Annotated in this window: 18 protein-coding genes and 1 pseudogene; 13 read left to right on the top strand and 6 right to left on the bottom strand. The window is 47.6% G+C overall.

Annotation, left to right across the window (positions count from 1 at the left end):
* Window positions 1–9 precede the first annotated feature (9 nt).
* Window positions 10–3,126 carry a DUF4906 domain-containing protein gene (locus tag BN8899_RS14390; RefSeq protein ID WP_065219942.1) on the top strand — a complete coding sequence of 1,039 codons (3,117 nt, stop codon included), beginning with the start codon at window positions 10–12 and terminating at the stop codon, window positions 3,124–3,126.
* Window positions 3,123–4,376, top strand: coding sequence for a hypothetical protein (locus BN8899_RS21180; RefSeq protein WP_018336863.1), 1,254 nt, complete (start codon window positions 3,123–3,125; stop codon window positions 4,374–4,376). The genes BN8899_RS14390 and BN8899_RS21180 overlap by 4 nt, the downstream gene beginning before the upstream one ends.
* 171 nt (window positions 4,377–4,547) lie before the next feature.
* On the opposite strand, the gene BN8899_RS14400 is transcribed toward BN8899_RS21180, so the two are convergent.
* Entirely contained in the window at window positions 4,548–6,047 is a 1,500-nt protein-coding gene (locus tag BN8899_RS14400; protein WP_018336862.1) for an IMP dehydrogenase, read from the bottom strand.
* 162 nt (window positions 6,048–6,209) lie between these two features.
* Between BN8899_RS14400 and lgt the strand changes: the two genes are divergently transcribed.
* Window positions 6,210–7,034 carry a prolipoprotein diacylglyceryl transferase gene (gene lgt / locus BN8899_RS14405; RefSeq protein ID WP_065219943.1) on the top strand — a complete coding sequence of 275 codons (825 nt, stop codon included), beginning with the start codon at window positions 6,210–6,212 and terminating at the stop codon, window positions 7,032–7,034.
* Window positions 7,035–7,206: 172 nt separating this feature from the next.
* Here the strand turns inward: lgt and BN8899_RS14410 are convergent, their stop codons facing one another.
* On the bottom strand, window positions 7,207–8,199 hold the full coding sequence (locus tag BN8899_RS14410) for a PCMD domain-containing protein (protein WP_316244990.1): 993 nt from the start codon (window positions 8,197–8,199) through the stop codon (window positions 7,207–7,209).
* Window positions 8,200–8,402: 203 nt separating this feature from the next.
* Between BN8899_RS14410 and BN8899_RS14415 the strand changes: the two genes are divergently transcribed.
* Entirely contained in the window at window positions 8,403–10,034 is a 1,632-nt protein-coding gene (locus BN8899_RS14415) for a S8 family serine peptidase (RefSeq protein ID WP_065219944.1), read from the top strand.
* 1 nt (window position 10,035) lies between these two features.
* The gene (locus tag BN8899_RS14420; RefSeq protein WP_065219945.1) at window positions 10,036–10,548 is read left to right on the top strand and encodes a hypothetical protein; all 513 of its coding nucleotides are present in this window, start codon (window positions 10,036–10,038) and stop codon (window positions 10,546–10,548) included.
* Between the two features lie 7 nt (window positions 10,549–10,555).
* Here the strand turns inward: BN8899_RS14420 and BN8899_RS14425 are convergent, their stop codons facing one another.
* Window positions 10,556–11,260 (bottom strand): phosphatase PAP2 family protein, encoded by a 705-nt coding sequence (locus tag BN8899_RS14425; RefSeq protein ID WP_065219946.1) that lies wholly within the window; start codon window positions 11,258–11,260, stop codon window positions 10,556–10,558.
* A gap of 103 nt (window positions 11,261–11,363) precedes the next feature.
* Here BN8899_RS14425 and ispE point away from each other — a divergent pair, with 103 nt between their 5' ends.
* A complete protein-coding gene (ispE, locus tag BN8899_RS14430; RefSeq protein WP_065219947.1) occupies window positions 11,364–12,176 on the top strand; it encodes a 4-(cytidine 5'-diphospho)-2-C-methyl-D-erythritol kinase in 813 nt (270 codons plus the stop codon).
* 41 nt (window positions 12,177–12,217) lie between these two features.
* Here ispE and BN8899_RS20805 read toward each other — a convergent pair.
* Together BN8899_RS20805 and BN8899_RS14440 are read right to left on the bottom strand one after the other, a co-directional pair.
* Window positions 12,218–12,772: pseudogene (locus BN8899_RS20805) on the bottom strand (sigma 54-interacting transcriptional regulator); the annotation flags it as partial.
* A gap of 14 nt (window positions 12,773–12,786) precedes the next feature.
* Window positions 12,787–13,125, bottom strand: a complete 339-nt coding sequence (locus BN8899_RS14440) for a translation initiation factor (RefSeq protein WP_018336855.1) — start codon at window positions 13,123–13,125, stop codon at window positions 12,787–12,789.
* Between the two features lie 133 nt (window positions 13,126–13,258).
* On the opposite strand from BN8899_RS14440, the gene BN8899_RS14445 reads away from it, so the two are divergent.
* From BN8899_RS14445 to BN8899_RS14475, 7 genes are all read left to right on the top strand, one after another.
* Entirely contained in the window at window positions 13,259–13,792 is a 534-nt protein-coding gene (locus BN8899_RS14445; RefSeq protein WP_018336854.1) for an RNA polymerase sigma factor, read from the top strand.
* A gap of 65 nt (window positions 13,793–13,857) precedes the next feature.
* Window positions 13,858–15,027, top strand: a complete 1,170-nt coding sequence (locus BN8899_RS14450; protein ID WP_018336853.1) for a FecR domain-containing protein — start codon at window positions 13,858–13,860, stop codon at window positions 15,025–15,027.
* Window positions 15,028–15,233: 206 nt separating this feature from the next.
* Window positions 15,234–18,893: a SusC/RagA family TonB-linked outer membrane protein gene (locus BN8899_RS14455; protein ID WP_065219950.1), complete on the top strand. Its 3,660-nt coding sequence runs from the start codon at window positions 15,234–15,236 to the stop codon at window positions 18,891–18,893.
* A 30-nt stretch (window positions 18,894–18,923) separates the two neighbouring features.
* Entirely contained in the window at window positions 18,924–20,297 is a 1,374-nt protein-coding gene (locus BN8899_RS14460; protein ID WP_065219951.1) for a RagB/SusD family nutrient uptake outer membrane protein, read from the top strand.
* Between the two features lie 17 nt (window positions 20,298–20,314).
* Window positions 20,315–20,518, top strand: coding sequence for a hypothetical protein (locus tag BN8899_RS14465; RefSeq protein ID WP_065219952.1), 204 nt, complete (start codon window positions 20,315–20,317; stop codon window positions 20,516–20,518).
* An 18-nt stretch (window positions 20,519–20,536) separates the two neighbouring features.
* Complete coding sequence (locus BN8899_RS14470) at window positions 20,537–21,811, top strand: hypothetical protein (RefSeq protein WP_065219953.1); 1,275 nt, start codon at window positions 20,537–20,539, stop codon at window positions 21,809–21,811.
* Window positions 21,812–21,939: 128 nt separating this feature from the next.
* On the top strand, window positions 21,940–24,573 hold the full coding sequence (locus BN8899_RS14475) for a zinc-dependent metalloprotease (RefSeq protein WP_065219954.1): 2,634 nt from the start codon (window positions 21,940–21,942) through the stop codon (window positions 24,571–24,573).
* A gap of 58 nt (window positions 24,574–24,631) precedes the next feature.
* Here BN8899_RS14475 and BN8899_RS14480 read toward each other — a convergent pair whose 3' ends face one another.
* Window positions 24,632–25,318, bottom strand: coding sequence for an RluA family pseudouridine synthase (locus BN8899_RS14480; protein WP_065220749.1), 687 nt, complete (start codon window positions 25,316–25,318; stop codon window positions 24,632–24,634).
* Window positions 25,319–25,330 lie beyond the last annotated feature (12 nt).

Consider the following 25,330-nt stretch of genomic DNA (forward strand, 5'->3'; position numbering starts at 1 on the left):
AAAAAATATATGAAAAAGAGGTTTGTACAATATATGATTGTTTCTTTGATGACCTTTGCAGCTATCGGTTGTCAAGATGATTTTATAAAGGACGAAACCATAGGCAAAGGCAATGCAAGCATATTTGCCACGCTGGACTTCAAACCTATGTCCTCGGCACTGACCCTGACCCGGTCTGCTGGGAATGCTTTAAAGGATATAAACAGCCTATATGTGTTGTTGTATAATTCCGACAAAGAGCTAATAGAAAAATGGGAGATAAAAGAATACACAGTGTCCGATGAAAATCGTACGAAAGAGGACGCTGAAAACGGTTCCTTGGCGGAAACAACCACCAAATGCGCCACTTTCAAGCTACCGCAGGAAATCGCCTTCGGCAAGTATTACATGTATGCTGTGGCAAACATTCCTGACTTGCTTGCAAATGAAGCCTATTCCGAAGCCATACAAACGGTAGACGGACTCAAAAATATTTCTTTGCTATGGGACACCGAAAACGTGACTAACAATGGCCAGATGATAGGCTTTTTTACCAAAAAATCCGCTCCTGCTCTATCCGCAGACGACGAGTCTCTTGTGGTGAATGAAAAAAGCGTAAGACTCCACGCGTGGCTACGCCGTGCGGCTTCCAAAGTGACGGTGGCATTCGACGCCACCAAATTGAATGATGGTATCCGGATACATCTTAAATCGGTAAAGATAAAGCATATACCTAAGAGATGCTACCTGGGTTGCGAAAATACGCCCGGCTATACATCGGCAACATTCGAGGAAACGAATGGCAAGAGTCGTGCGGAAGAACTTCATGAAGACGGAGAAATCTATTACTATAACGGCAGGTCCGACGATCCCGATAACGAGGCTTTTGAATCGTGGCCGTTCGTTTCGCGAGGCAAGCCCATATACGGTCTTATGCCGTCCGGCCAGTCTGATCCCGAGGCGCCCAAGATAGCCGATTATCATACGGAAAACACTCCTGCCCTTTATTTCTATGAGAACTTGCAGGGTAACGAAGATTCGAAACCCGAAATTAAGGACAAACAACAGGACAGCGACCACGATGGAACACTCGATGCACCCGGTTTGCCCGGTGATAAAACTTATTGTTCAAAGGATGGTGTCGAGTTCGGAACTTACATAGAGGTGGAGGCATATTACGATGCGCGCTTGAGCGACCGTCCCGGTGAGGGTAAGATTATCTACCGTTTCATGCTTGGGCAGGACGTTTATAAAGACTACAATGCCACACGCAACATCCACTACAAGCTAACTCTAAAGTTCAACGGCTATGCCAACGATGTCGACTGGCACATAGAATATAAAGAGGATAAGAAATTGATAGTACCCGACCCTTACTACATCTCCTACCTCTACAATCAGTCTGCCGCCATTCCCATCAAACTCAAAGGCAGCGATTTAGAGGATGTAAAGCTGGTAGTGCGTATCATCGAGAATCACTGGTGGCCCATGGAAGCAGGCAATACCGAGTATGCCGACACATCAAAAGTCTATCCCCTAGGGCAGCAACGTAATGCAGTTTGGCACGGTTTCCTGTCACTTGCGTATGATAGCCGAAAGATTATCGGAGATGATAAGCATTATAAAAATGATGATGGTAAGGATTGGAATAAAACAGAATGGAAAAGAGTTCCTGGAAACGAAACACGAACGTTTGAGAATCTGACAGTCGGTGATCATGGCAGCTATTCCGTTGAACAGGCGGAAGGCGGCGGTGTAAACCTGAAAATGCCCTTCTATACGCGCCCCAAACAGATGATTCCAACAAGTGGCTATACAGGGAACAATGTCTATGTGTCATATCCTCGCGAAGCGAAACTACAGTTAAAATTAGTAGATAAAACCACGGGGCAAGTGTTTAAAGATAGTGATGGTAAGGATTTGATAGATACAATTTCAATTATTCAGGTACGTCGGTGCGTAAACCCCAAAGGTGTGTGGCGAAGCTGGGACAAGCAAGAAAGTTTCCATGTCGTGATGAAAATTCTTCCTAATGAAAGTGCGTCTAAATTTGAGACGTATAATTCTAAAGGTCCTTGGCGTGCAAAGGTTGAAATCGATAACGATAACATGATCCGTCTCAGGGAGGCCAGTGGCGATGGATACGTGCATGGGACTATCGACTCTCCGATGGACTTTCATATCGATTTCAACGGGACGTGTGCAGATAGTGAAACGGTACGCTGTGCGATTGTCTTGGTTGAATACAACAATTACACGTGCCATCACCGTATATTTGTCCGTCAGGGTTATGCACCATTATCGCTGAATGACCAAAATATAAAATGGCATTCGTTCAACTTGTACAGTTCCTCAGCAGAAACCCTTTCACCATTGGAGGAGGGATCGCTTTTCAAATACGGGAACTTGGAGGATGCCATTCTTGCCGAAAACAATAAAACTTACGGCTTTCAGAAACCGGTAGGCTCGAATACACTTCTTTTGGCCGGCGGTGAGGCTAAATCATGGAGCAATATTACTGCAAACACCGCTGATAACGCTCCAGGTTTTTCAGATAAGAATATAGTAGTGGCAACAGGAAACAATCCGACCGGATCTAAAGTCAAGGTTCGTGTGGCAACTGTAGCTGATTATAAAAATTTGCGTGATGGTGCAAACAGGGAATTTGGCTACGGGGTGCTCTATGGCGATGGTGCAACAGAAACATTGGAAAATGTTGATGAGGTGTACGGCTATTATAGAGATGGAGATAAAAGATGCGGAATGCGCGGATGCTTCGTGTACAATAAAGTCAATGGAAATAATCTGTTCTTTCCGATAGGTGCCTCCGGTTATGGCAGACGTAGAACAGAAAAGTCGTGGTATGGCTCAGGAATTAGTCTTCCGGGTGCGCTGCAATACGCGTGGCGAAGCAAGAGGTATTCAACGTATAATGATGCATGGTCGACACTCGCGTACAGGCCGATGTTCGAGAGCGTGTATATGAGGCCGGGTGCGGTTTACTGGTGTGAAAAGTTAACTGACGGGCTATGCTATCTTGATGTTAACTATTTTACCCTCGATTTTAGTCCGGGAGAAAAAGAACCGTTGCAAGGTACTAACGGTTCCGCCTGCTTTATCCGGTGCGTAGAAGATGTAAAGCCATGAACAAATGCAACCGGCAAAGAGGCTGCAAGCCGGAGACGGAAGCCAAATACCGCCCGGCTTTTGAGCTATATACCGCCACAGACCTCTCCATCGCTGAGATTTGCCGTCAGCGCGGAATTTCCGTCAGCGGTTTTTCCCGCTATATCGGCACCTACCACCGCCACCTGATGCTGGAACGCAACGGCATCACGTGCGGCCGGGAGGAAGCCGCCGCTATCAAGATGAACCAGAGGCGGGGGCAGCGGCCCGAAACCCATGCCAAATACAAGGAGGCTATCGTGGCATGTGGCAGTATGGACTATATAGAGTACAACATATCGCAAATTGCCCGTGAGTTTGGGTTGGACAGTACGAACCTCTCCAGGCAGTTGCGTACGCATTATCCCGAAATACTGGAATTCCGGGAGCGGGCACGGCAGCGGTTGGGGTTGGACGACGGCCTTCCTCGCGGCACGCGCCCGTGGTGCAAGGAACAGTATGCCGAGGCGGTGGAACTCTTGCGTGCCGACCGTTATATCACGGCTCAGGAGGCCGCCGGGCGTTGCGGTGTCTCCTATTCCGGCTTGAAACAACACCTGATATTCTACCACAAGGAATTGGTTGAAAATCGCATCAAAATACGCGAACAGGCGGTAAAACAGCGATGCAAAGGCGAGATAACGGGGCGCGGGACGCTTCATGCTCCAACCCCGGGAATCATCGGGAAATACGCGGAAGCCCTGCATCTATACCGCACCACGCCACTGTCCGCCCGAAAAATAGCCAAACAGACCGGGGTATCGGTAAAAGGCTTCTACGAATACTTGCAAACCTGGCACAAGGACTTGGTCTGCGAGCGGAAAGGCATCCCTTACGAGGAGGGCAAGCCCGTGGACTGGTCATCCGTGCGGAGATATAACCCTGCCACCGCAGCCAAATACGCTGATGCCATTGCCCGGTTGAAAGAGGGTGGACTCACCACGGCAAAAGTCGCCACCGAATTCGGCTTGAATCCCGAATGCTTCAGACAATACTTGAAAGAACATGAACCGGAACTGCACGCCCGTTTGGGAATGAAAACAACGGAAAACGGCAAAATGGTATCGCCCAAAAGCATGGAAAAATACAAGGAAGCCATACACCTGTATGAAACAACCTCGGAATCCTTGAAATCCATTGCCCGCCGTTTCGGGCTGAACGACTGCTCGCTGGGACAATTTATCAAACGCCATTTGCCCGAACTCATAGAACGTCGTAAACTGCGGGAATAAAGAGTCCGTAAAGTCCGTAAAACCATAAGGTCGAAATATTACAAATTTATAGATAATTGTATTGATAATCAATAATTTGTTCTATACTTGACTTTATAAACTTTCAGAACCGAAGGTTCGACTTTATGGACTTTATGGACCAGGAGGTGTGTCAAAACACACCTCTCATTCTTATCTATTGTGATCTTTCAAGATAACGTCATGAGCGCCACCTTCCACGATACTGGTGGATGAAACCAGCGTGATCTTGGCGTTTTTCTGTAACTCCGGGATAGTGGTTGCCCCGCAACTGCACATGGTTGATCTGATTTTGCCGATCGTTACGTCCAAGTTGTCTTTCAATTTCCCGGCATAAGGTACATAGCTGTCCACGCCTTCTTCGAATTTCAGGGATTCGCTGCCACCCATGTCATAACGTTGCCAGTTGTGAGCGCGGTTGGAGCCTTCTCCCCAGTATTCTTTCACGTAATTATTGCCTACCATCAATTTCTTGGTGGGCGATTCGTCGAAGCGTGCAAAGTAACGTCCCATCATCAGGAAGTCGGCACCCATGGCGAGAGCTAATACCATATGATAGTCGTGTACCAAACCACCGTCACTACAAATGGGCACGTAAATGCCGGTGTCCTCGAAATATTTATCACGGGCTTTTGCCACATCGATAACGGCAGTTGCCTGTCCGCGTCCGATACCTTTCTGTTCACGGGTGATACAGATGGAACCTCCGCCTATACCTACTTTAATGAAGTCTGCTCCAGCTTCCACCAGATAACGGAATCCGGCTTGATCTACCACGTTTCCGGCTCCCACGAGAACCTTCCCGTTATATTCTTCTTTGATCCATTGTAAGGTTTCTTTTTGCCATTCAGAGAAACCGTCGGATGAGTCGATACACAAAACATCGACGCCTGCTTCCACGAGGGCGGGAACCCGCTCTTTGTAATCCCGGGAATTGATACCTGCACCGACAAGCAATTTCTTGTCCGTCATGTTCAACAACTCGTTCGGGTTGTCCTTGTGGCTGTCGTAGTCCTTGCGGAACACGAAATAAACAAGATTTTGATCTTTATCTATAATAGGCAATGTATTTAGCTTGTGATCCCAAATGATCTGGTTCGCCTCGCTAAGTGTCATCCCGACTTCTCCCACGGTCAGTTTGGAGAACGGGGTCATGAATTCTTTCACCTTCCGGTCTTTCGGGTCTTTCTCCCCGCGGTAATCACGGCTGGTTACCAAACCTAATAATTTGCCGTTCGGGGTCCCGTCATGGGTTACTCCCATCGTGGTGTGTCCCGTTCTTTTCACGAGTGCCAATACATCTGCCAGCGTGGCTTCCGGGGTGATGTTCGAGTCGCTGGTAACAAATCCGGCTTTGAATTTCTTCACCTTGCGAACCATCTCGGCTTGTGACTCGATAGGTTGTGAACCGAAAATGAATGACAATCCACCGTTGCGGGCAAGAGCGATTGCTAATCCCGAGTCGGAAACCGACTGCATAATGGCGGAAACAAAGGGTATGTTCAGTTCGATAGCTGACTTTTCGCCTTTTTTATACTTCACCAAGGGTGTCTTCAATGAAACGTTGTTTGGAATACATTGTTTCGTGGTTAAACCGGGAATAAGCAGATATTCGCCGAAAGTTCTTGATACGTCGTCCAAATAGATTGCCATAGAATTTATTTTTATACGAATTGATTAAAAATTGGGCAAAGATAGTCAAATTCCCGGAATAATCAGAAGGTATGGGAAGTTTTTTATCGGGGAGTTCTTTGTCTTTCGGTTTAATGAATTAGTGGATTAATGCTATCTTTGGCTCGGATTAAATTTTGAACGATGATGTTTATCCGTTGGAATGTCGAGCCGATAGCTTTCACGGTATTGGGGATACCGATCATGTATTACAGCCTGCTGTTTATCGCGGGGACAGTGTTGTCCGTGTGGATATTGAAGCGGATATACGAGCGGAACGGGATGCCATGGGAACATCTGCAGGTGTTGGTGATGTTGAGTTTAGTGGGGTTGTTTATCGGGGCACGCCTGGGACATTGCTTGATATACGATTACGCTTACTATGGGGAACACCCGTTGGAGATTTTTTTGCCTATTCGGGAGCTGCCCGGGGGCGGATACGGGTTTTCGGGTTACCAGGGGATGGCGAGTCATGGTGGGGAGGTCGGGTGGATCGTGGCGTTGGTGATTTATTCCCGGATCACGGGAGAGAAGGTTATCCGGACGCTTGATGCCGTGGCGCTGGTACTGCCTCTGGCGGCTTGTTTTATCCGGCTGGGGAATCTCGTCAACTCGGAGATCGTGGGTGTCGGGGCAAATGTGCCGTGGGCTTTCGTCTTCGAAAGGGTGGACGCCTTGCCCCGGCATCCGGCACAGCTGTACGAGGCGATAGCGTATCTGGCTATTTTCGGGGTGAATATGTTACTTTATCGCCGGATAGGACTGCAACGTTACCCGGGTGTATTGTGGGGCTGGATGCTGGTGACTGTATTTAGTGCCCGTTTTTTGTTGGAATTTTTGAAAGAACGGCAAGTCCCTTTCGAGGAACGAATGTTACTAGATTTTGGACAGATGTTGAGCATTCCTTTTATTTTGACGGGGATATTATTTTTGTTATTCGCTTGGCGGGTAAGTTATAGAAACAGCTAATTATTCTTTTCCTGCTCTTTGGGCTATAGATACGCTACCTCATAAAGGTATTATGAACGTATCATGAACGCATCATAAACGTAGATTTGCGATGGTGTTACGTTCATGATACGTTTGTGATACCTTCTTGAGGTAGGGAACGGGTAGAGAAGAGATAGGGGACGGGTAGGGATTAATATGCCAGTCGCACGTTGTCTACCCAGAATTTATTGCCGACGGTGCCGATGTAAGCCTCGCCGTAGCTGGAAGAAACGCGGAACACGAGGTGGGTCGGTTTATCGTCAGCATTTCCCCAGCCTACTTCCTCGATGGGTACGGACTTTCCTTTGCTGTTGATGCAGTAGAGGGATTGGTCTTTGGGAATCAGTTGCATGAAGGGTTTGTAGCCCGGTTGTCCGGAGGCATCGCCGTACAGGATATTCAACCTGTGGTTGTTCACCCAGTCGGGATTGGTTTCCGATATGCGTTCTACCACGGTACCGACACGTTTGGCAAAGACATTGCCGTTCTCGTCTTCCCAGCGTTTTTGCAGGATAACGTATATCTCGGCGGAGTCCCGTCCCGGGACGTCTACTATTTTACTGAATCCCGTGGCTTTGATCCGGTGGTCGGTTGCCGGAGTAAACATTTTATAGTCGAGAACGACGGCTTTCGGGGTTTCCGTGAAAGGGATTCCGGCGTTCAGTTTGCTTTGCGGGTTTTTCGTGTCTTTGATTGGTTCCAGCATCTCGCCGAGGTAGATAGTGCCCGGCACGAGCACGGTGATATTGACGATTCCCAGTACTTTGCATTTTTCCATGAGTGTTTCCAACCGGACACATTGTCCGTCGTCCCTTTTCTCGGGGAACACGGAGATGCTGCATTTCGTGACACCGCTGACTTTTGCCATCACGTTGGAGGTACGCCAGGGCGACATGGGCGAACTGTTGTAAGGGACGTCTCCCCGGATGGTATCTACCGGGGCTACCTCATAGAGGACTTTCGTGTTTCCCCCGATGACAAAAGATTCATCGATGATTCGCACCATCCAACTGTTGAAATCCCCGTAAGGGATCAGTTTTTCCGTGGTCGGAGGGGTTGTTTGGGCTATGCTGTTAATACTTGTTCCCAAGATAATCCCCAGACATAAAGTCTTTATCATTTTGCTAGGTACCAATTTTTTCATTTTATGTTATTTTCTACTGTTCAAATATCTTCTACGATAGATCGGTTTTTCGGGTTACTATGCAAGAAGTGTGCCGATGTGATAAATTGATATAATATTTAAAGATTTTGGATGTACCCTGTTTTTGCTGTTTGTTCGTTATGTTTTCAGATGGGGGATAGTGAAGTATGGATAATTAGTATAACGAATAAAAAAGTGTTTGTATGAAGAATTGGTATGTAATGTTGATTTGTTGCACGTGTTTGTGTGGAATGGTGCAAGGACAGGAAAAGGTTTGGACGAAGAAAAATTTGCCTCGTGATTGGCATTTAAGGTCTTTCGAAAAAGATAGGGTGTACGGGGCAGCCGTGTATGATGCTTACGAGTATTTGAAAGGGCGTGAGCCGAAACGACGTGTTGTGGTGGCCGTGATAGATGGGGGGATGGATATCACGCACGAGGATTTGCGGGAAAGTTTGTGGGTGAACGAGGGGGAGATCCCGGGTAACGGGATTGATGATGACGGGAACGGGTACGTGGATGACGTGCATGGATGGAATTTTTTGGGGACCCCTGATGGTGGTTCGGTGAAGACGATATCGGCGGAAGCAGACCGGTATTATATGTACCTGAGGGAGCGTTTCGACGGGGTGGACACGAGTCGCTTGTCAAAGCGGGAGAAGAGTCTTTATCATTATTACGTGAATGAATTGCCCAAGGTGTCTGAATTGGCTGATGCGTATAATATTTATATGAACGTGAAGACTTATTCAGAGCTAATGGATGGGTTCGATCGGCGGTTGAAGGAGATGTTTCCCGGGGTGGAGTTGGAGAAGGAGCATTTTGTCGCCTTGGGCGAGAAGTTGGAAAGCGGGTTGGAGAAGAGGGCGTTTGAATATTATCTTGACCGATGGAAATATACCTCGCGGAATAATTGGGAACAGATGTTGAATTTGCGGCATACGCTGTTGAAAACTTTCGAGGGACGTTATAGTGCGAAACTCCGGGCTTATGAGGCTGATGGTCGGAAAAACGTGGGGGATGACTTGAATGATGTCAAGGACCGCTTTTACGGTAACGCCACGATGACCCCTCACGATCACGGTTCTCACGTGGCGGGGATTATTGGTGCCACGCGGGACAATGGCGTGGGCGTGGACGGGGTGGCTGATGTGCGGTTGATGAGTTTGCGCGTGTGCGCGGATGGAGGCGATGAGTACGACAAGGATGTCGCTTCGGCTATCAGGTACGCGGTGGAGAACGGGGCTAATATTATTAATATCAGTTTGGGACGTTCTGTTTCGATGCACAGGGAATGGTTGGATGCGGCTCTTCGGTTCGCGGAGAAGAGGGGGGTGTTGGTTGTTCATGCTGCCGGGAATAACGGTCGCTGCACGGATCATGCTTATGATTACCCGACCCGCTATTCGAGTAAGGGAAAGGCCGTGAAGAATTTGATTAACGTGGGTAATTCTTACGCGGATGGGATGCCCGTGATGAGTTCTAATTTCGGGAAAGATGAGGTCGACTTGTTTGCCCAAGGAGGTATTATCTATTCGACGATAACGGGCAACGGGTATAAGGATTTTACCGGAACGAGCATGGCAGCTCCCGTGGTTGCCGGGGTCGCGGCGTTGATCTGGAATTATTTCCCGGGGTTGACCGTGAAGGAGTTGAAAGGGGTTTTGCTGGATGGCGTGACTTCTAGGCGAGGGGTGGAGGTTTCCCGCCCGGCAGGAATTCGCGTGTTGGGCAAGGAGAAGGTGTATTTCGAGGATTTATGTGCGTCGGGAGGAATCTTGAATGCTTTGGAGTCCGTGAAATTGGCTGAAAAGTTGTGTGAAAACAAAAAGTAAGATGATGAAGAAGAAAATAATCATTTTCGTGGGAGTGTTGGCTTTTGTGGCTTTGATTGCTGTTATTTTCTATCCCGGGAAGAAAGGAGAGGTCGTCAGTGATACGATCGCCTTGCTTGGGGTCTACGAGGGCGAAGCGACGCTGGATATTCCCGAGAAAATCAAGTCTATGGCGAAAGATGCCGAGGGTAATTCCCTTGTACCGGACGGGCCTATGCCTTGTACCGTGGCGATTAAGGCTGGCGAGGCGGGCAAAGTGTCTATCGAACTCGTGGGGTTTCAAATGCCCGTCAAGGGAATTGAGTTAAAACCCGTGTCGTGTGGCGTGACGCAGCTCGACGGGATGTATAACTTGTCGGGCGACGGGGAAATAGATTACGGTGGACAGAAGTTTTCTTATTCCCATTCTGGAAAAATGAAAGACATGGAACTGGAATTAAACGCTACTCTAGTCATTATTCCCTTCGTGATTGAGCCGAAGGTGATGTTTAAAGGAAAGAAAAAGGATAATTGAATCAAAATTAATACGCTTTCCACCAGATACAATAGACAGCGAAGCAAGCGATCGTGAGCACTCCCGTGTAGATGATGACCGACGTGTATTTTATGCCGAGCGGGCGTTTCACGAGAGCCCTGTCTTTCCGGTAGTCCAAGGCGGAGGCTATGCCGTTCACCCGGAGGCAGAGGCGGTAAATGCCGTAAGTGGCGAATCCTGCCGCGAACCCTACCACCGTACCGAATAGCAGGTCGCCGGGGTAATGTACTCCCACGTAGATGCGGGTGTAGCAGGTGACGATAGCCCAAAGCATGAAGAATGTCGTGATGGCCCTGTTCTTGAACAACAGCATCATGAAGCAAGCCAACGCGAAAGTGTTGGCGGCGTGGCAAGAGGGGAAGCCGAATTTGCCTCCCCGGCGGTCGTTCACGAGATGCACGATGTCCGCGATCTCCGGGTTGCGGGAGGGGCGGGGGCGTTCGAATATCGGGCGCAGTATCGAGCTGCACGTCTGGTCGGCAATCACGATAAGCAGACCGAATATCACCGCGGTAAAAATCGCCATCCGCGGGTTGAAATTACGCCACAGCACGTACAGGATCGAGGCGTACAAGGGTATCCATACCAGTTTGCCGGTAAATATATACATGAACGAATCGAGGTAAGGCGTGTGTAGGGCGTTTAACGCGAGGAAAATAGTCTGGTCTAGTGATTGTAATGATTCTAACATGGCACGGAATTTTTATAATAGCTTATTTTGGCAAATGTACTGAAAAATGCTACATTTGCCGAAGTGAGTTTGTAGTTTTTTATTTTTAACTTTTAATTTTCCCATGGTACTGTTCCCTAACGCCAAAATCAATATAGGGCTTTTCGTCACGGAAAAGCGACCGGACGGTTTTCACAACCTGGAAACTGTGTTTTACCCGATAGATTTGCACGACATTCTTGAGATTCATGCCGTTGGCGGTAGCCGGGGGCATTGTTCTTTCGCCGCGACGGGGATAGCCATCGATTGTGCCCCGGAGAAGAATCTGGTTATGCGGGCGTACCACTTGCTGGCGGAGGAGCATGACTTGCCTGCCGTGGACGTGCACTTGCACAAGGTGATTCCTTACGGTGCTGGATTGGGGGGAGGCTCTGCTGATGCTGCTTTTATGCTGGTGGGATTAAATCGATTGTTTTCGCTCGGGTTGAGCGAGGGGCAACTGATGGCGTATGCCGCACAACTGGGTAGCGATTGCGCTTTTTTCGTACAGAACCGACCTGTTTTCGCTTTTGGGAAAGGGGAACTGATGGAACCCGTCGATTTGTCATTATCGGCATACTCGATGGTACTCGTCAAGCCTGACCGGGGAGTTTCCACGCCGGAAGCCTACCGGGGTATCGAGCCCCGTCCCGCCGCATTCGACTTGCGGGAGATCGGCAAATTGCCCGTGTCCGCGTGGGAAGGCGTGGTTGCGAATGACTTTGAAGCATCCGTCATTCCTCGTGTGCCGGAAATCGGGGAGGTCAAAGATAAACTCCGCTCCCTCGGGGCTCTCTATGTTGCCATGACTGGCAGTGGCTCTGCCGTTTACGCTCTGTTCAAGAATCCTGTCGACGTTGGCGAGTACTTCCCCGGTTGCTTTGTCTGGAACAATTGATTGATTTAAAATCTTGCTAATCTAAAATTAATAAGTTCTTTTTACAGTCTATATTCCTCGATCTTTCGATACAGCGTGGTTAGCCCGATTTTCAAGAGGCGCGATGCTTCTGTTTTGTTACTGCGGGTGTGTTGGAGTACACGTGCGATGTGGCGTTTTTCAACAGCGGCAAGCTCGAACCCGGGGGAGTCACCTGGCAGTCTTGAGGGAATCGAGGAACTCGGGCGTCATGCCTTCCACGGTTTTTCCTAGTTGGCAGGAGAAATGTTGCACGAATACCCGTGCTAGAATCTCGATGTCGTCTTTGCGCTCCCGTAGCGGCGGCAGTACAAGTCTTCCCGGAAATGTCCCGCTTCCACTTCTTTCTTTAAAACCCGGTTGGTGGCGGAGATGATGTGCGTGTTCACTTTCGTGGGACGCGTGTCGCCAATCTTGATATATTCCCCAGTTTCGAGTACGCGTAGCAGTTTCGCCTGCAACTCGTAAGCCATTTCCCCGATCTCGTCTAAGAAGATTGTCCCGTTGTAGGCTACCTCGAACAATCCCTTTTTGTCCTTCACGGCTCCCGTGAACGAACCCGCCTTGTGCCCGAATACATATCGAAACGGCATTATCTCGCCCTGTATTTATTGTCTCGGAGGATGGCTAGAATCTTTTCTTTCAGTTCGCCTTGCATGATGATTTCCCCGTCCTTGACCGACCCGCCCACGCCGCATTTGTTTTTCAGCAACTTGGAAAGTTCCTTCAGGTCGTCTTCCGTTCCCACGAAACCTTGCACAAGGGTCACCGTTTTTCCCTTGCGCTGCTTGGTGTCGAGCGTCACTCGCAGGTTCTGTTTCTCCGGGGTGAGGGTTTCCACTTCATCCTCCCCGTCATACTCATACCGGAAATCCGGGTTCGTGGAGTACACCACGTTCACTCGTCCTTTCTTGTCGTTTTTATTGCTCATGGTCGTGTAAATTGTTTCGTGAAGACAAAAATAGAAAATTATCGGGAAGTTTAGAGTAACTTTAAATTTTAAACTCTAAACTTTAAACTTCAATAGAAATGTGTAAATTTGCAAAAGTGCAATTGATTTTGTTATGGCAATAGTATCGCATAAAGAGTTTAAGGCTTTCTTCGAGAGTTTCTTTCTTCCCGTGTACACCTTGTTGCGGCGGTACACCGGGGAGAGTGAGCTGGCTCGTGATTTTGCGCAGGAGGCTTTCACGCGGGTATTCGAGCACCGGGAAGAATTCGAGACGGTGGAGAACGCGAAGGCTTTCGTGTACACGGTTGCCCGCAATATTTACCTCGACCATTGCAAGCACCAGCGGATCAGGGAACGGTACAAGGCTCATTTGGATGAAGAAGATGCGGAGGATGGTGATTTCCTGAAAGAAGTCACCCGGCAGGAAACGTTCCGCATCCTGTACGAGGCAATTGACAAGTTGCCCGCACAATCCCGCTCTATCATCCTCTTGAACCTGAAAGGGAATAATAACTCGGAAGTTGCCGAGGCGTTGCATATTTCCGTCAACACGGTGAAGTCATTGAAAAAGAGTGCTTACGTGGCATTACGGAAGTTGCTTTCCAAAGATATTTTGATGATTCTTCTCGTTTTGATGGAAAAATAATTATCTCCCACTCACCCACTTTTTTCTCTCGATCGTCTTCTATATAAAACCATAAACCGGAAGGAATGACTGATTTGTTGAAAAAACGTTTTGACGTGGCCCGCTGGATAGCCGGGGAAATCGCCGGGACTCTCGACGAGGGGGAACGTGCTTTGCTGGAACGGTGGCGGCAGGAGTCGCCCCGGTACGAGGAGGAGTATCGCGAGGCGAGGGCGTATATCCTGTCACGGGAAGAGCGTGCTGGGAAGGAGATGGTGAAAGGCGAGTGGCAGCGGTTTGAGCGGAAGCATTACGGGCGGCGTTTGGTATGGCGCACCGTGGCGAGGTACGCGGCGATGCTGGTGTTGCCCTTGTGTGTGGCGGGATGGCTGTGGTTCTCCGGGGACGGGGAGGGCAGGTTGTCCCGGACGGAGGACACGGAGATCGTTCCCGGCGGGGGAAAAGCCTTGCTGATACTGGCTAACGGGCAATCGGTGGAGTTGTGGGACGAGAAGGGGCTTCAAGTGGACACGGGGGGAAGCGTGGTGTCGGCAGCCGGGGAGAAGGTGGTGTACCGGCAGCAGGCGGATTCCTCGACAGCGGAAAAATATAACACGTTGGTGGTGCCCCGCGGGGGGGAATTCTTCCTGGAATTGCCGGACGGTACGCGGGTGTGGTTAAACTCGGAATCCAAGTTGCATTTCCCCTTGCGCTTCAAGGGAAACCGGCGCGAGGTAAAGCTGGAGGGAGAAGGGTATTTTGAGGTGATGAAGGATGCGACAGCCCCTTTCCACGTGCTCGCGAACGGCGCCGATCTGAGGGTGCTGGGTACGAGTTTCAACGTGACGACTTACCGTGGACGGATGGTGGCTACGCTGGTGGAGGGACGGGTATGTCTGACGTACAGGGATGAATCCGTGCTGATGCTTCCTAACGTGCAGGCGGAAGTACTCCCTGAAAATGGGAAGATCGTGACGAGGATGGTGGACGTGAAGCATTACACCCTGTGGAAAGACGGGATATTCTATTTCGAGGGAGCAGACTTGGCGACAATTATGGAGCGATTGTCCCAATGGTATGACGTGAACGTGACCTTTGGTAATGAGGAGTTGAAGAAATCGCGATTTTCGGTCGAGATGAAACGTTACGAGCATATCCGGGATCTATTAATGAAGATAGAGAAAACCCACAAAGTCAGGTTCTTGATACAGGGAAGAGAAGTGCGGGTGGAGGAATACCGGGAACCGGGTAACTAAAAGAAGCGATTCGTGGGGAATAATATCCCTAGAAATAATGACAAAAAAGAACCCAGAGAGATGTTATTTTTGTTGAAAATTTGAAAGTAAAAATAGAATACAAGTAAGTCGAGTGAATTTGTAAAAATGTAAGCAGGCAATGTTCGCACCATTGCCCGCCTGCTAAGTTCATCATTGGATTAAATGTGAAACCTAAAAACAAAAGTATGAAAAAAAATGACACGCTAGGCTATTTCAAGAGAGAAAAGCTGTGGAGGAGGTTGTTGTCGGTCAAGTTCTTGTGCCTTTGTATGCTGATACAGAACCTTGCGTTCTCCGCCGGCTACTCGCAAGACGTGAAATTGACCCTGAAAGCGGACAACAAGAGTTTGACGGACATTTTTGCGGAGATCCGCGGGAAAAGCCAATACACTTTCGTCTACAATTTAGATGATTTGCAAAACATCCGCGTGAAATCGCTGGACGTGAAGGACGCCTCAATCAAGGAAGTATTGGACAAATGCCTGAAAGGCACCGGCTTCTCCTACGAGATCGAAGACCACGTGGTCATCGTCCGTGCCGATCGCCCCGCCCAAGACGAGGTGAAGAAAGTAACCCTGAAAGGAATCGTGATGACCACTGATTCGGTACCTATCGCAGGAGTTACCGTGCTGTTGCGGGGCACGTACATGGGTGTCATCACCAACATCAAGGGTGAATTCGAGATGACCATCCCGGAACAAAAGGAAATCGTGTTATTGGTTTCTTTCGTGGGTATGGAAACCCAGGAGGTGAAAATCTCCGATGTGAAAAAGACCATCAAAGTCATCATGAAAGATAAGATCGACCAGCTGGACGAAGTCGTGGTCACTGGTTACGGGCAGACGACGAAACGAAGAGCCACGGGATCAGTCGGAGTTCTTACACAAGAGGCATTTGCCAATAAGCCGGTGCCAAACGTGGATATGTTGTTGCAGGGGCAACTTGCAGGGGTTAGCGTGCAGGCTGTTTCCGGACGTCCGGGAGAATCTGCCAAGATCAGAATCCGGGGTACGAACACGATCAGTGGAGATGCAGAACCTTTGTGGGTGATTGATGGGGTACCTATCCAGCAGGATGTGCCGGAGATTTCGACGGGATTGATTAAGTCCGGTAGTTTGAATGATATATTCGTGCGGGGAATAGCGGGAATTAACCCGAATGATATCGAGAACGTGACCATCTTGAAGGACGCTTCTGCGGCAGCAATCTATGGTTCGAGAGCAGCGGGGGGGGTTATCGTGGTTACCACCAAAAAGGGAAGACCGGGGAAAATGACCGTGAATTATTCTGCTAATTTCACGATGGGGCTGAAGCCACAACGGGATCCGGATTTGATGAACGCCCGAGAAAAGCTGGCATGGGAACAAGAATTGTGGGATGAGTTTTCGGCAGAATCTTACGAGTATAATCAAACAGCTAGTCGCAAGAAACACAGTCCGATAATCGGGATTGTAGGAATGTTGCGGGCGGATAAGCTCGGGAAGAATAACACGCTCTGGACGGAAGATAATTTTGACGAGATGAAGATGAATTCTGCTGAACAAGATGCTTATATCGCTGAGTTGGGTAAAACAACGACGGATTGGTTTGACGTGATTTTTCGCAATTCATTTTCAATGAGTCATAATTTATCCTTCTCGGGAGGTTCCAACCAAGTAACATATTATTTCTCGATGGGATATAACCAGGATAACGGGTTGGTGAAGGAGACTGATTATGAACGTTATAATATTAATGCTAAGATTAATACCCGACCAACGGAACGGATTAATTTGGGTTTCGGGATAGATTTGGCGAAATTGCAGTCTCGCGGTTCATCCATGGACGTGGATCCTTTTGAATACGCTTATTTCGCAAATCCTTACGAGAAGCCGTATAACGAGGATGGAAGTTATCGTGCGGATATGACTTACTTTAATATGGCGGCATTGAGTGACGGGCAAGGTGCGGTGACACCCTTGCTTCCGGCTGAAGGGTTTAATATTTTGCGGGAAATGAAGGAAACGAAAGGGAATGCCGATCAAACGAATGCGGCTGTTCGGCTGGATCTTGAATATCGATTCTCGAATAAAGTGAAGTTTAGTGGTCTGGCATCTTATACTTACACGGATAACAAGATGAAAGATGTTAAGAAAAAGGATACCTATGCGGCTTTTAATGAGCGGCTTTATTTTGATGAGAATAATAAAGATATGGTTCCTTACGGTTCTATCACACGTTCTTCTTCTGCGGGTGATAGTTACAGTGCCCGGGGACAGTTCTCGTACGAGGACTTGTATTTTGACTCTCATCGGGTGACATTGCTGGCGGGTGCGGAGTTACGCGGGGATAAGACAGAACAGAGTTATAGCAAACGTTACGGGTATGACGATGTCACGGGTAACTCGGCTATGCCGCTTCCCCCGAATGCCACGGTGAATGACGTGAAGAAGTACGCAGAGTTAATTGATAAACTGGCGGGAGAGGCTACCCGGCAGAATCGGTTCGCATCGTTCTATGCGGCTCTGGATTATAATTTCAGGGAGCGTTATTTGTTGAGTGTTACTTTCCGGACGGATGGATCGAACAATTTCGGTAGTGACGAACAATTCAATCCCACGTGGTCCCTGGGGGCAATGTGGAATATAGACCAGGAGTCTTTCATGGAGCCGTTGCGACCGGTGCTGAGCCGCTTGACGTTACGAACAGCAATGGGCTACACGGGAAACATCGTGAAGTCGGTAAAGAAAGATTTGGTACTTAGTTACTCGACGTCTTACTGGAACGGGGAACGTACCGGTAGTGTTCTCTCTGCGCCGAACCCAAAGATTCGTTGGGAGAAAACTAGAGATATGAAGGTGGCTCTCGATTTCGGGTTGTTTGATGATCGGGTTTCTGGCTTAGTGGAAGCGTATTACCGAAAAAGCACGGATCTGGTGTCTAGTGTCGATGTGTTGTCCACGACCGGTTTCTCCAATCAGGCTTTTAACACCTCGACCGTCGTGAATAAGGGTATAGAGGGAACATTGCAAGTAGAAGTATTAGATGGCAGGGATTTCAAGCTGAAGTTAGGGGCTAATATAGCATTGAACCGGAATAAGTTGACAAGATTTAAAAAAGAGAACGAAACTGTCATGAGAGACGGGTATTTGGAAAGTTACCCGTTGGAAGCCGTTTTTGGTGGAATTTACACGGGTATAGACCCGCGGGACGGCGTGTATACTTACGTCTTGCGTCCGGATGCGCAAATATATAAGGGAAGCGATCTTCAAGTGGCAGATAATTACCGTTATTATCTCGGGACGTCCACAGCACCGGTAACGGGCGGGTTTAACGTGAAGTTTTTTTACCGGAATCTGGGTTTAAACGTGGGGGCTTATTTTTCTTCGGGAGCGAAAATCGTGGATAAGATAAATTCGCCTGTCAGCTATAGTGCAGCCACATCTTTGATTACAGGGGAAAAGCCGCAAACGGCTTATAGCGATTTGTACCGCAACCACTTGAATGTTAGAAAAGATATGGTGAATCGTTGGACGAAGGAGCGGACAACAGGTGTAAAATACCCGAGAATCGTTGACTATTTGGGTGAACGTTTGTTGCTTGACGAGTATAATGTGCACACGACGACTATTACAGACGGGACTTATCTCGAGAATGTGTCTTTCTTGAGAATTCGGGATATCACGCTTACCTATTCATTGCCTGGGCATTGGAATCGGTTCTTGGGGCTTTCTTCAGTGAATTTGTCCCTTTCCTTGAATAACTTCTTCACGTTTACCAATTATTCGGGTATTGACCCGGAAACGCCGGGGACAACTTATCCTTTGACGCGTTCCGTGACGTGGGGAATAAGTGTTGGATTTTAATCAAACAGCTATAACTTAGAGAAAGTATATATGAAAAAGGTATTTTTATACATTGGGGTATTACTGCTGTTCGGTCTTACATCTTGTGATGAGTATTTGGATGTGAAAGACAAGGGAGAGGTGCTCCCGGAAACAGCAGAAGAATTTGCGGCATTAATACATAAGTATTTGTTGCAAATAGATGATGGAAGTGACTATACTATTCTGGGGGATTACACGAAAACGGTGAGTTACGAGGGGTATTCCGATAATCTAGATGGGGATCTTAATTCAACTACTCGGGTGCCTATTTACGTCGGAACAGATATCAATAGCCTCACGTTCAGGTACAAGACTTTGTATGAGATCATAAAGGATTGCAATATTATATTAAATGATCTGGAAGATAAGAGTTCTGAACTCGGGAAAAAAGTAATTGCGACAGCTTACGCGTTGAGAGGTATTTGCTATTATAATTTAATGCGGTGTTTCTGCGAGCCTTACGATAAGACGAAGGCGACAGATATGAACGGGGTGCCCCTCGTGGAAGTGTTTGATATGGAGGGAAGTCCTGACCGTTCGACACTGAAAGAAACGGCTGATTTTATCGTCGATGATCTTAAAACGGCTATCGGGATGAACCAGACGGATAAGAATTACCGTATTTATTCCGACGTGATGAAGTTTTATCTGGCACGGGTGTATTTCTGGATTCAAGAATGGGATTTAGCCACTTCAACAGCGAAAGAAGTGTTGGATCTCTATCCCTTGATTCAAGGGGAAGAGTATAAGGCAATGATGAAGAGCGAGGTAGACCAGAAAGGAAATGAACTTTTGCGTTCCGGAATTAATAAGTTTCAAAGTTACACGGACTTGCAATTCGGGTATTTGCAGGGTCGTCTGGTTGCTCAAAATCTGATAGATCTGTACACGGAAAAAGAGAATGATGTGCGCTATGAACTTTATTTCACGGATAAACTATTAAATAATAAAGTTTTGAGGTCTGTTATACGAAGTGCCGAAATGTGTCTGATTATGGCAGAGAGTTACGTCCATGCGGGGAATACGACAGAGGCGCTCCGTTATTTGAATCATTTACGTTCACACCGGATCTCCCCGTATACAGACTACACGGAGCAAACCTTGCCCGAGGTGGATCCGGAGGCTTTGATAAAAGTAGACGCAACGGGAAAAGCATTGACACCCTTGATGTCAGCCATTCTAAACGAGAGGAGAAAAGAATTTTACATGGAAAACGGAGACCGTTGGTTTGAACTGAAAAGGAACGGGTGTCCTGAATTTTGGTGGGGATACAGTGGGGTGAAATATGTAACCCAGAAGTTCTTGTACACATTCCCGTTGCCCAAGGCAGATATAAAGCTGAACTCTGGTTTGGTACAGAACCCCGGTTATGATAATTATTAATGAAAAATTGGATGGTTATGAAAACATTGAAATATGTAATAGTTCTTCTTGCAATGGGATTATTAGCCCTTGCTTGTAGCGAAGACGTGAAGGATACTCCGCCTCGATTGACGGATATTAATGACAATTTTATCTTACCTATACCTCCCCGTTTGACGAATGCGGAACAGGATATGGTTCAAGCGAAAAGAGATGCTTACGATGAAGCCTATGGTGATTAATAATAAAAATTACGAGTTATGTGGAAGAGTTTATTTTTATATATACTGATATTATTGGCATCTTTCCTAGCTGCTTGCTCGGATGATGATAATAATATGGCGACATTGAGTTTCGGCAGACCGATATATATCTTGAAGGCTGCAACGCCGGTAGCAGTGGAAGTGATCGCATCGGAACCAGCCACGAAGGAAATAACCATTCCTTTTGATATTTCGGGTTCGGCTGTTCTGGATGAGGATTACACGATAGAGGCAGAAGCCTTTACACTTCAGCCGGGTCAAACAATCGATACGATTTGGATTACCCCGAAAGACAACGTGGTTGCACAAAGGGAAATCCGTTTGGCATTGAAAGAGGTGGATGGTTTTCAGTTGTGGAATAATCGGGTTGCCATGATTCCCGTGGAGACGAAAGATATGTTTACTTGTTCTTTTGCCGAATCGAAATATGATTTGAAGAGCGAGATAACAGTCAAAATGAATTTATCGGTAGGAGGTACGGACTATATGTATAAGCGGGGAGAAGTCCGAGTTCCTTTTGTGATAGATCCGGCTTCGACAGCGGTGGAGGGAGTACATTACGAGATTGTCGGTGGTACGAAAGAGTTGGTGATGGGCAACATGAAAGCAACGGCGGATGTTGTTCTTCATTTCTTGAAAAAAGAAGAGGGGAAAGATCAGATTATCATGCGATTGAGCGAAGGGGGACTTTATGAAGGGGGAACGACTTCTGCCACTAGAATTACTGTTTCCGGTCCGACTCTCTTCAAGGCTTTGGTTGGTAAATGGGTATATAGTAAATTCACGAGTGAATCGCTTATACGGCGGATGGCAGGCTATATTGATCCGAGTGATTGTGATAATCTTCCCATGGATTACAGACCAACGGATATAATACAAATTGCAGAAGGACCGAATATATTGGATGTTAGTCAGGTACAGGGAGATTTGGCAAAGTATTTCCGGAATTGTGAAATATCTCTCGAGGAAGAAGGACCTTGGACTCTATACGATCAAAATAATTCGCCGGTGCGTGATATCATGACTGTGAAGTTGAGCAAAGCGAATGTGAATTATTCGGCAACAAATATTGATGAAAGGGAAGTCATCGTGGGAATGAGATTGTTGAGTAACGGGAAGATGCTAGAATTAAGGATTATAGATTATATACCAACGGATTTTTTGACAGCTTCCTATTATGAGGAAACACATCCATGGCATGGAGGTGATCCGGACGAGTATCCGATGAAGGATCTTTACCCGTTTGTGTTTTTGTTTGATAAAGTGGAATAAGGATAAAGATTTAAGGTTTAGAATTTAAAGATGAAAAGATGAGAATCTGCCTCTCTTCTTTATGCAGGGGAGAGAGGTAGTTCTACTCTTACAATTAATTTCAATGTCTTACTATAAAAATGAAAAGTATGAAAAAATGGATGTTAGTATTGTTGGCAGTGTTCGTGTTTTTTCCTTTTACACGGGAAGCTGGGGCTGCTGATCGTAAGAAGAAGGGTAAACAGACGGAGATCAAAGCGCCCGTGAAGAAAAGTGCTTATGACAAATTGTTCCAGAAGAAGTCGTGTGAAACCGTGAAGAGTAATTTTATCACGCTTCACAAGGTGGACGGGAAGTTGTATTTCGAGATCCCGGTGAAGTACTTGGGACGGGAGATGTTGTTGGCTTCCACGTTGACGTCGACTTCGAGCAATGATTTTTGTGACGTGGGTTACAAACAGAATGACCCGCTGCATATCCGGTTCACGAAGATAGACAGTACGATATATCTCAACGAGGTGAATGCTTACGTGACCTCAAACCCGAATGAGTCTTCTTTACAGAAGGCTATTGATAAGAATTTCATGGATGCAGTCCTTTATTCTTACAAGATTGCGGCTTATAATCCGGACAGTACGGCTGTCGTGATTGACGTAACTCCGATATTCACGACCGACATGAAAGAGTTTGCTTTCTTGCCGACTTCTATCATGGGGTTGATACAGGTGGTGTCCACTTTCAACAAGGAGGGTGCTGCTTTGGGGGCAATCAAGGCATTTGACGATAACCTGACCGTGAAATCCATGTTGTCATACAAGGTATCACTGCGATTCATGTCGTTCTCGTTTTTGGATAACATGCCGTTGACGGCTACGGTGACCCGTTCACTGTTGTTGCTGCCGGAGGAGAAGATGCGTCCCCGTATCTCGGATTCCCGCGTGGGTATATTCGTGACGAGCAAGCAGCATATTTCCACGGAGAAAGATGGTGTGCAGAATTACACGCTAGCGAATCGCTGGCGTATGGAACCGAAAGATGTTGCCGCTTACAAGCGAGGCGAACTGGTGGAGCCTGTGAAACCGATCGTGTTCTATATCGATGACGCTTTCCCGGAATTGTGGAAACAACCGATCAAGGAGGGTACTTTACGTTGGAATGCCGCTTTTGAGAAGATCGGCTTCAAGAATGCCGTGCAGGTACGTGATTTCCCGACGGATGACCCGGAATTTGACCCGGATAACCTGAAGTATTCTTGTATCCGTTATCTGCCGTCGTCCACGGCAAACGCCATGGGTCCGTCTTGGGTTGACCCGACGACCGGCGAGATTATCAACGCTTCCGTGTTGGTTTACAACGACGTGATCCGCTTGATTAATAACTGGCGTTTCGTGCAGACGGCACAAATCGATCCCTCGGTGCGGGCAAAGAAGATGCCGGACGACATCGTGAAGGAATCCATCGCTTACGTGGTGGCTCACGAGATCGGGCACTGCCTCGGCTTTATGCATAATATGTCGGCCTCGGCTTCTTATTCGGTGGATTCCTTGCGTTCCGCTTCTTTCACGAATACTTACGGGACTACTCCTTGTATCATGGATTATGCGCGTTTCAATTACGTGGCACAACCGGGTGACAAAGGGGTACGGCTGACGCCTCCCGACTTGGGGATTTACGATCATTTCCTCGTGAAATGGAGCTACCAACCTTTGTTGGACGCGAAAAACGAATGGGACGAGCAGGCAACTTTGGAGAGTTGGGTGGACGAGAAAGCGGGTGATCCCCGTTATCGTTACGGCAGGCAACAAATCTATTCCCGCTATGACCCGAGTGCCATAGAGGAAGACTTGGGCGACGACCCGATGAAGGCAGGTGCCTATGGTATCAAGAATTTGAAGTATATTCTTGCGAACCTGAATGATTGGGTTGCCGATGATACGGATTTCACGCATCGGGAACAGTTGTACAAGCAAATCGCTAATCAGTATTATCGTTACATTATGAATGTGATGTATAATATCGGTGGTATTTACCTGACGGAAGTGAAGGATGGTACACAGGGACAACGCCATGTGTCTGTCCCGAAGGACGTGCAAAAGGCATCGCTGGCATGGATTCTGAAAGAGTTTAAGTCTTCCGATTGGTTGAATGATAAAGAGTTGACGACGAATTTCAGCTTGGCTGTCGATATGGCTCCCGTGTTGCAAAAACGGGTGTTGGATCAATTGGAGCGCCTGACGGGGAATATCCTTTTGTCTTCTCACCTGGCTGCTAATCCTTACACGGTGAAGGAGTATTTGACAGATTTGTACAACGGTGCTTTCGATAGCACGATCAAGGGACGGAAATTGACGGACACGGACAAGATGCTTCAACAATTTATCGTGGATGTTTCCAGTAGTTCCTTGAAAGAAGCCGGCGGTGGCGCTTTGCGGATGTTGACGGATGTGGCTTACATGCCTTCCGTGGATGAGATTGCGGCTTACGGGTTGGATGAAACTGGTTTTATCCATAAATACCTGGATAAATTCCGTCAGCTGGAAGAAGAGAAGGGCATCGGTTACGTGGCACAGCAAATGGCATTGAACGAGTTCGGGTATGGTTACGGTTTCGTGCGGCGTGTCAACACGGGCGAGATCGACAATTCGAAGGTTTATTTGCAAGACATGGCACTGAAAGCACAACGTTTGCTGTCATCTCAAGTTGCCGGGGCAACGGGTGACACGAAGGTTCATTATCAATCTTTGTTGATGAAGTTGAACAAAGCGTTGAAAGATAGTAAATAACCCTAATGGTTCTATTAAAAAAACGTACAAGCAACGTTATGCTTGTACGTTTTTTGTGTTATTTCAGATTCTCGTAGAAGAAATGCCACAACGGATCTTTCAGCGGTGGGGGAGCGGTGACCGTAATAGTTTCTTCTCTCACCGGGTGCTTGAACGTGATGGAACGGGCGTGAAGGCTGATGCCGCCACCCTCGTTGGAACGGGGGGAACCGTATTTCAAGTCGCCTTTAATGGGGCATCCGATCTTTGCCAATTGACAACGGATCTGGTGATGGCGTCCCGTGCAGAGTTTTACTTCCAACAGGTAATAACGTTGTCCGGCTCCCAATAAGGTATATTCGAGGATGGCTTCTTTAGCCCCGCCCTTGGGTTTGTTGTAAGCGTAGGATTTGTTTTTCTCGGGGTCACGCGTGAGATAGTGCGTCAACCGGGCATGGTCTTGTTCCGGGAGGTTCCCCACGATTGCCCAATAGATTTTGGTGATCTCCTGGTCGTGTTCCTGGAACATTTTGTTCAGACGAACCAATGCCTTACTGGTTTTGGCGAATAACACGACACCACTTACCGGGCGATCCACGCGGTGGGGTATACCCAGGTACACGTCGCCGCGTTTGTTGTATTTCTCCTTGATATACGCTTTCACCCTTTCACTCAAAGGTTCATCTCCCGTCTTGTCTTCCTGCACAATGTCCGAAACCTTCTTGTTCACGGCTATAATGTGATTGTCCTCGTATAAAATCTCCAAATCCCTCATATT

Origin of the sequence: Butyricimonas sp. Marseille-P2440 (assembly GCF_900091675.1) — a bacterium.
GTDB classification, from domain to species: Bacteria; Bacteroidota; Bacteroidia; order Bacteroidales; family Marinifilaceae; genus Butyricimonas; species Butyricimonas synergistica.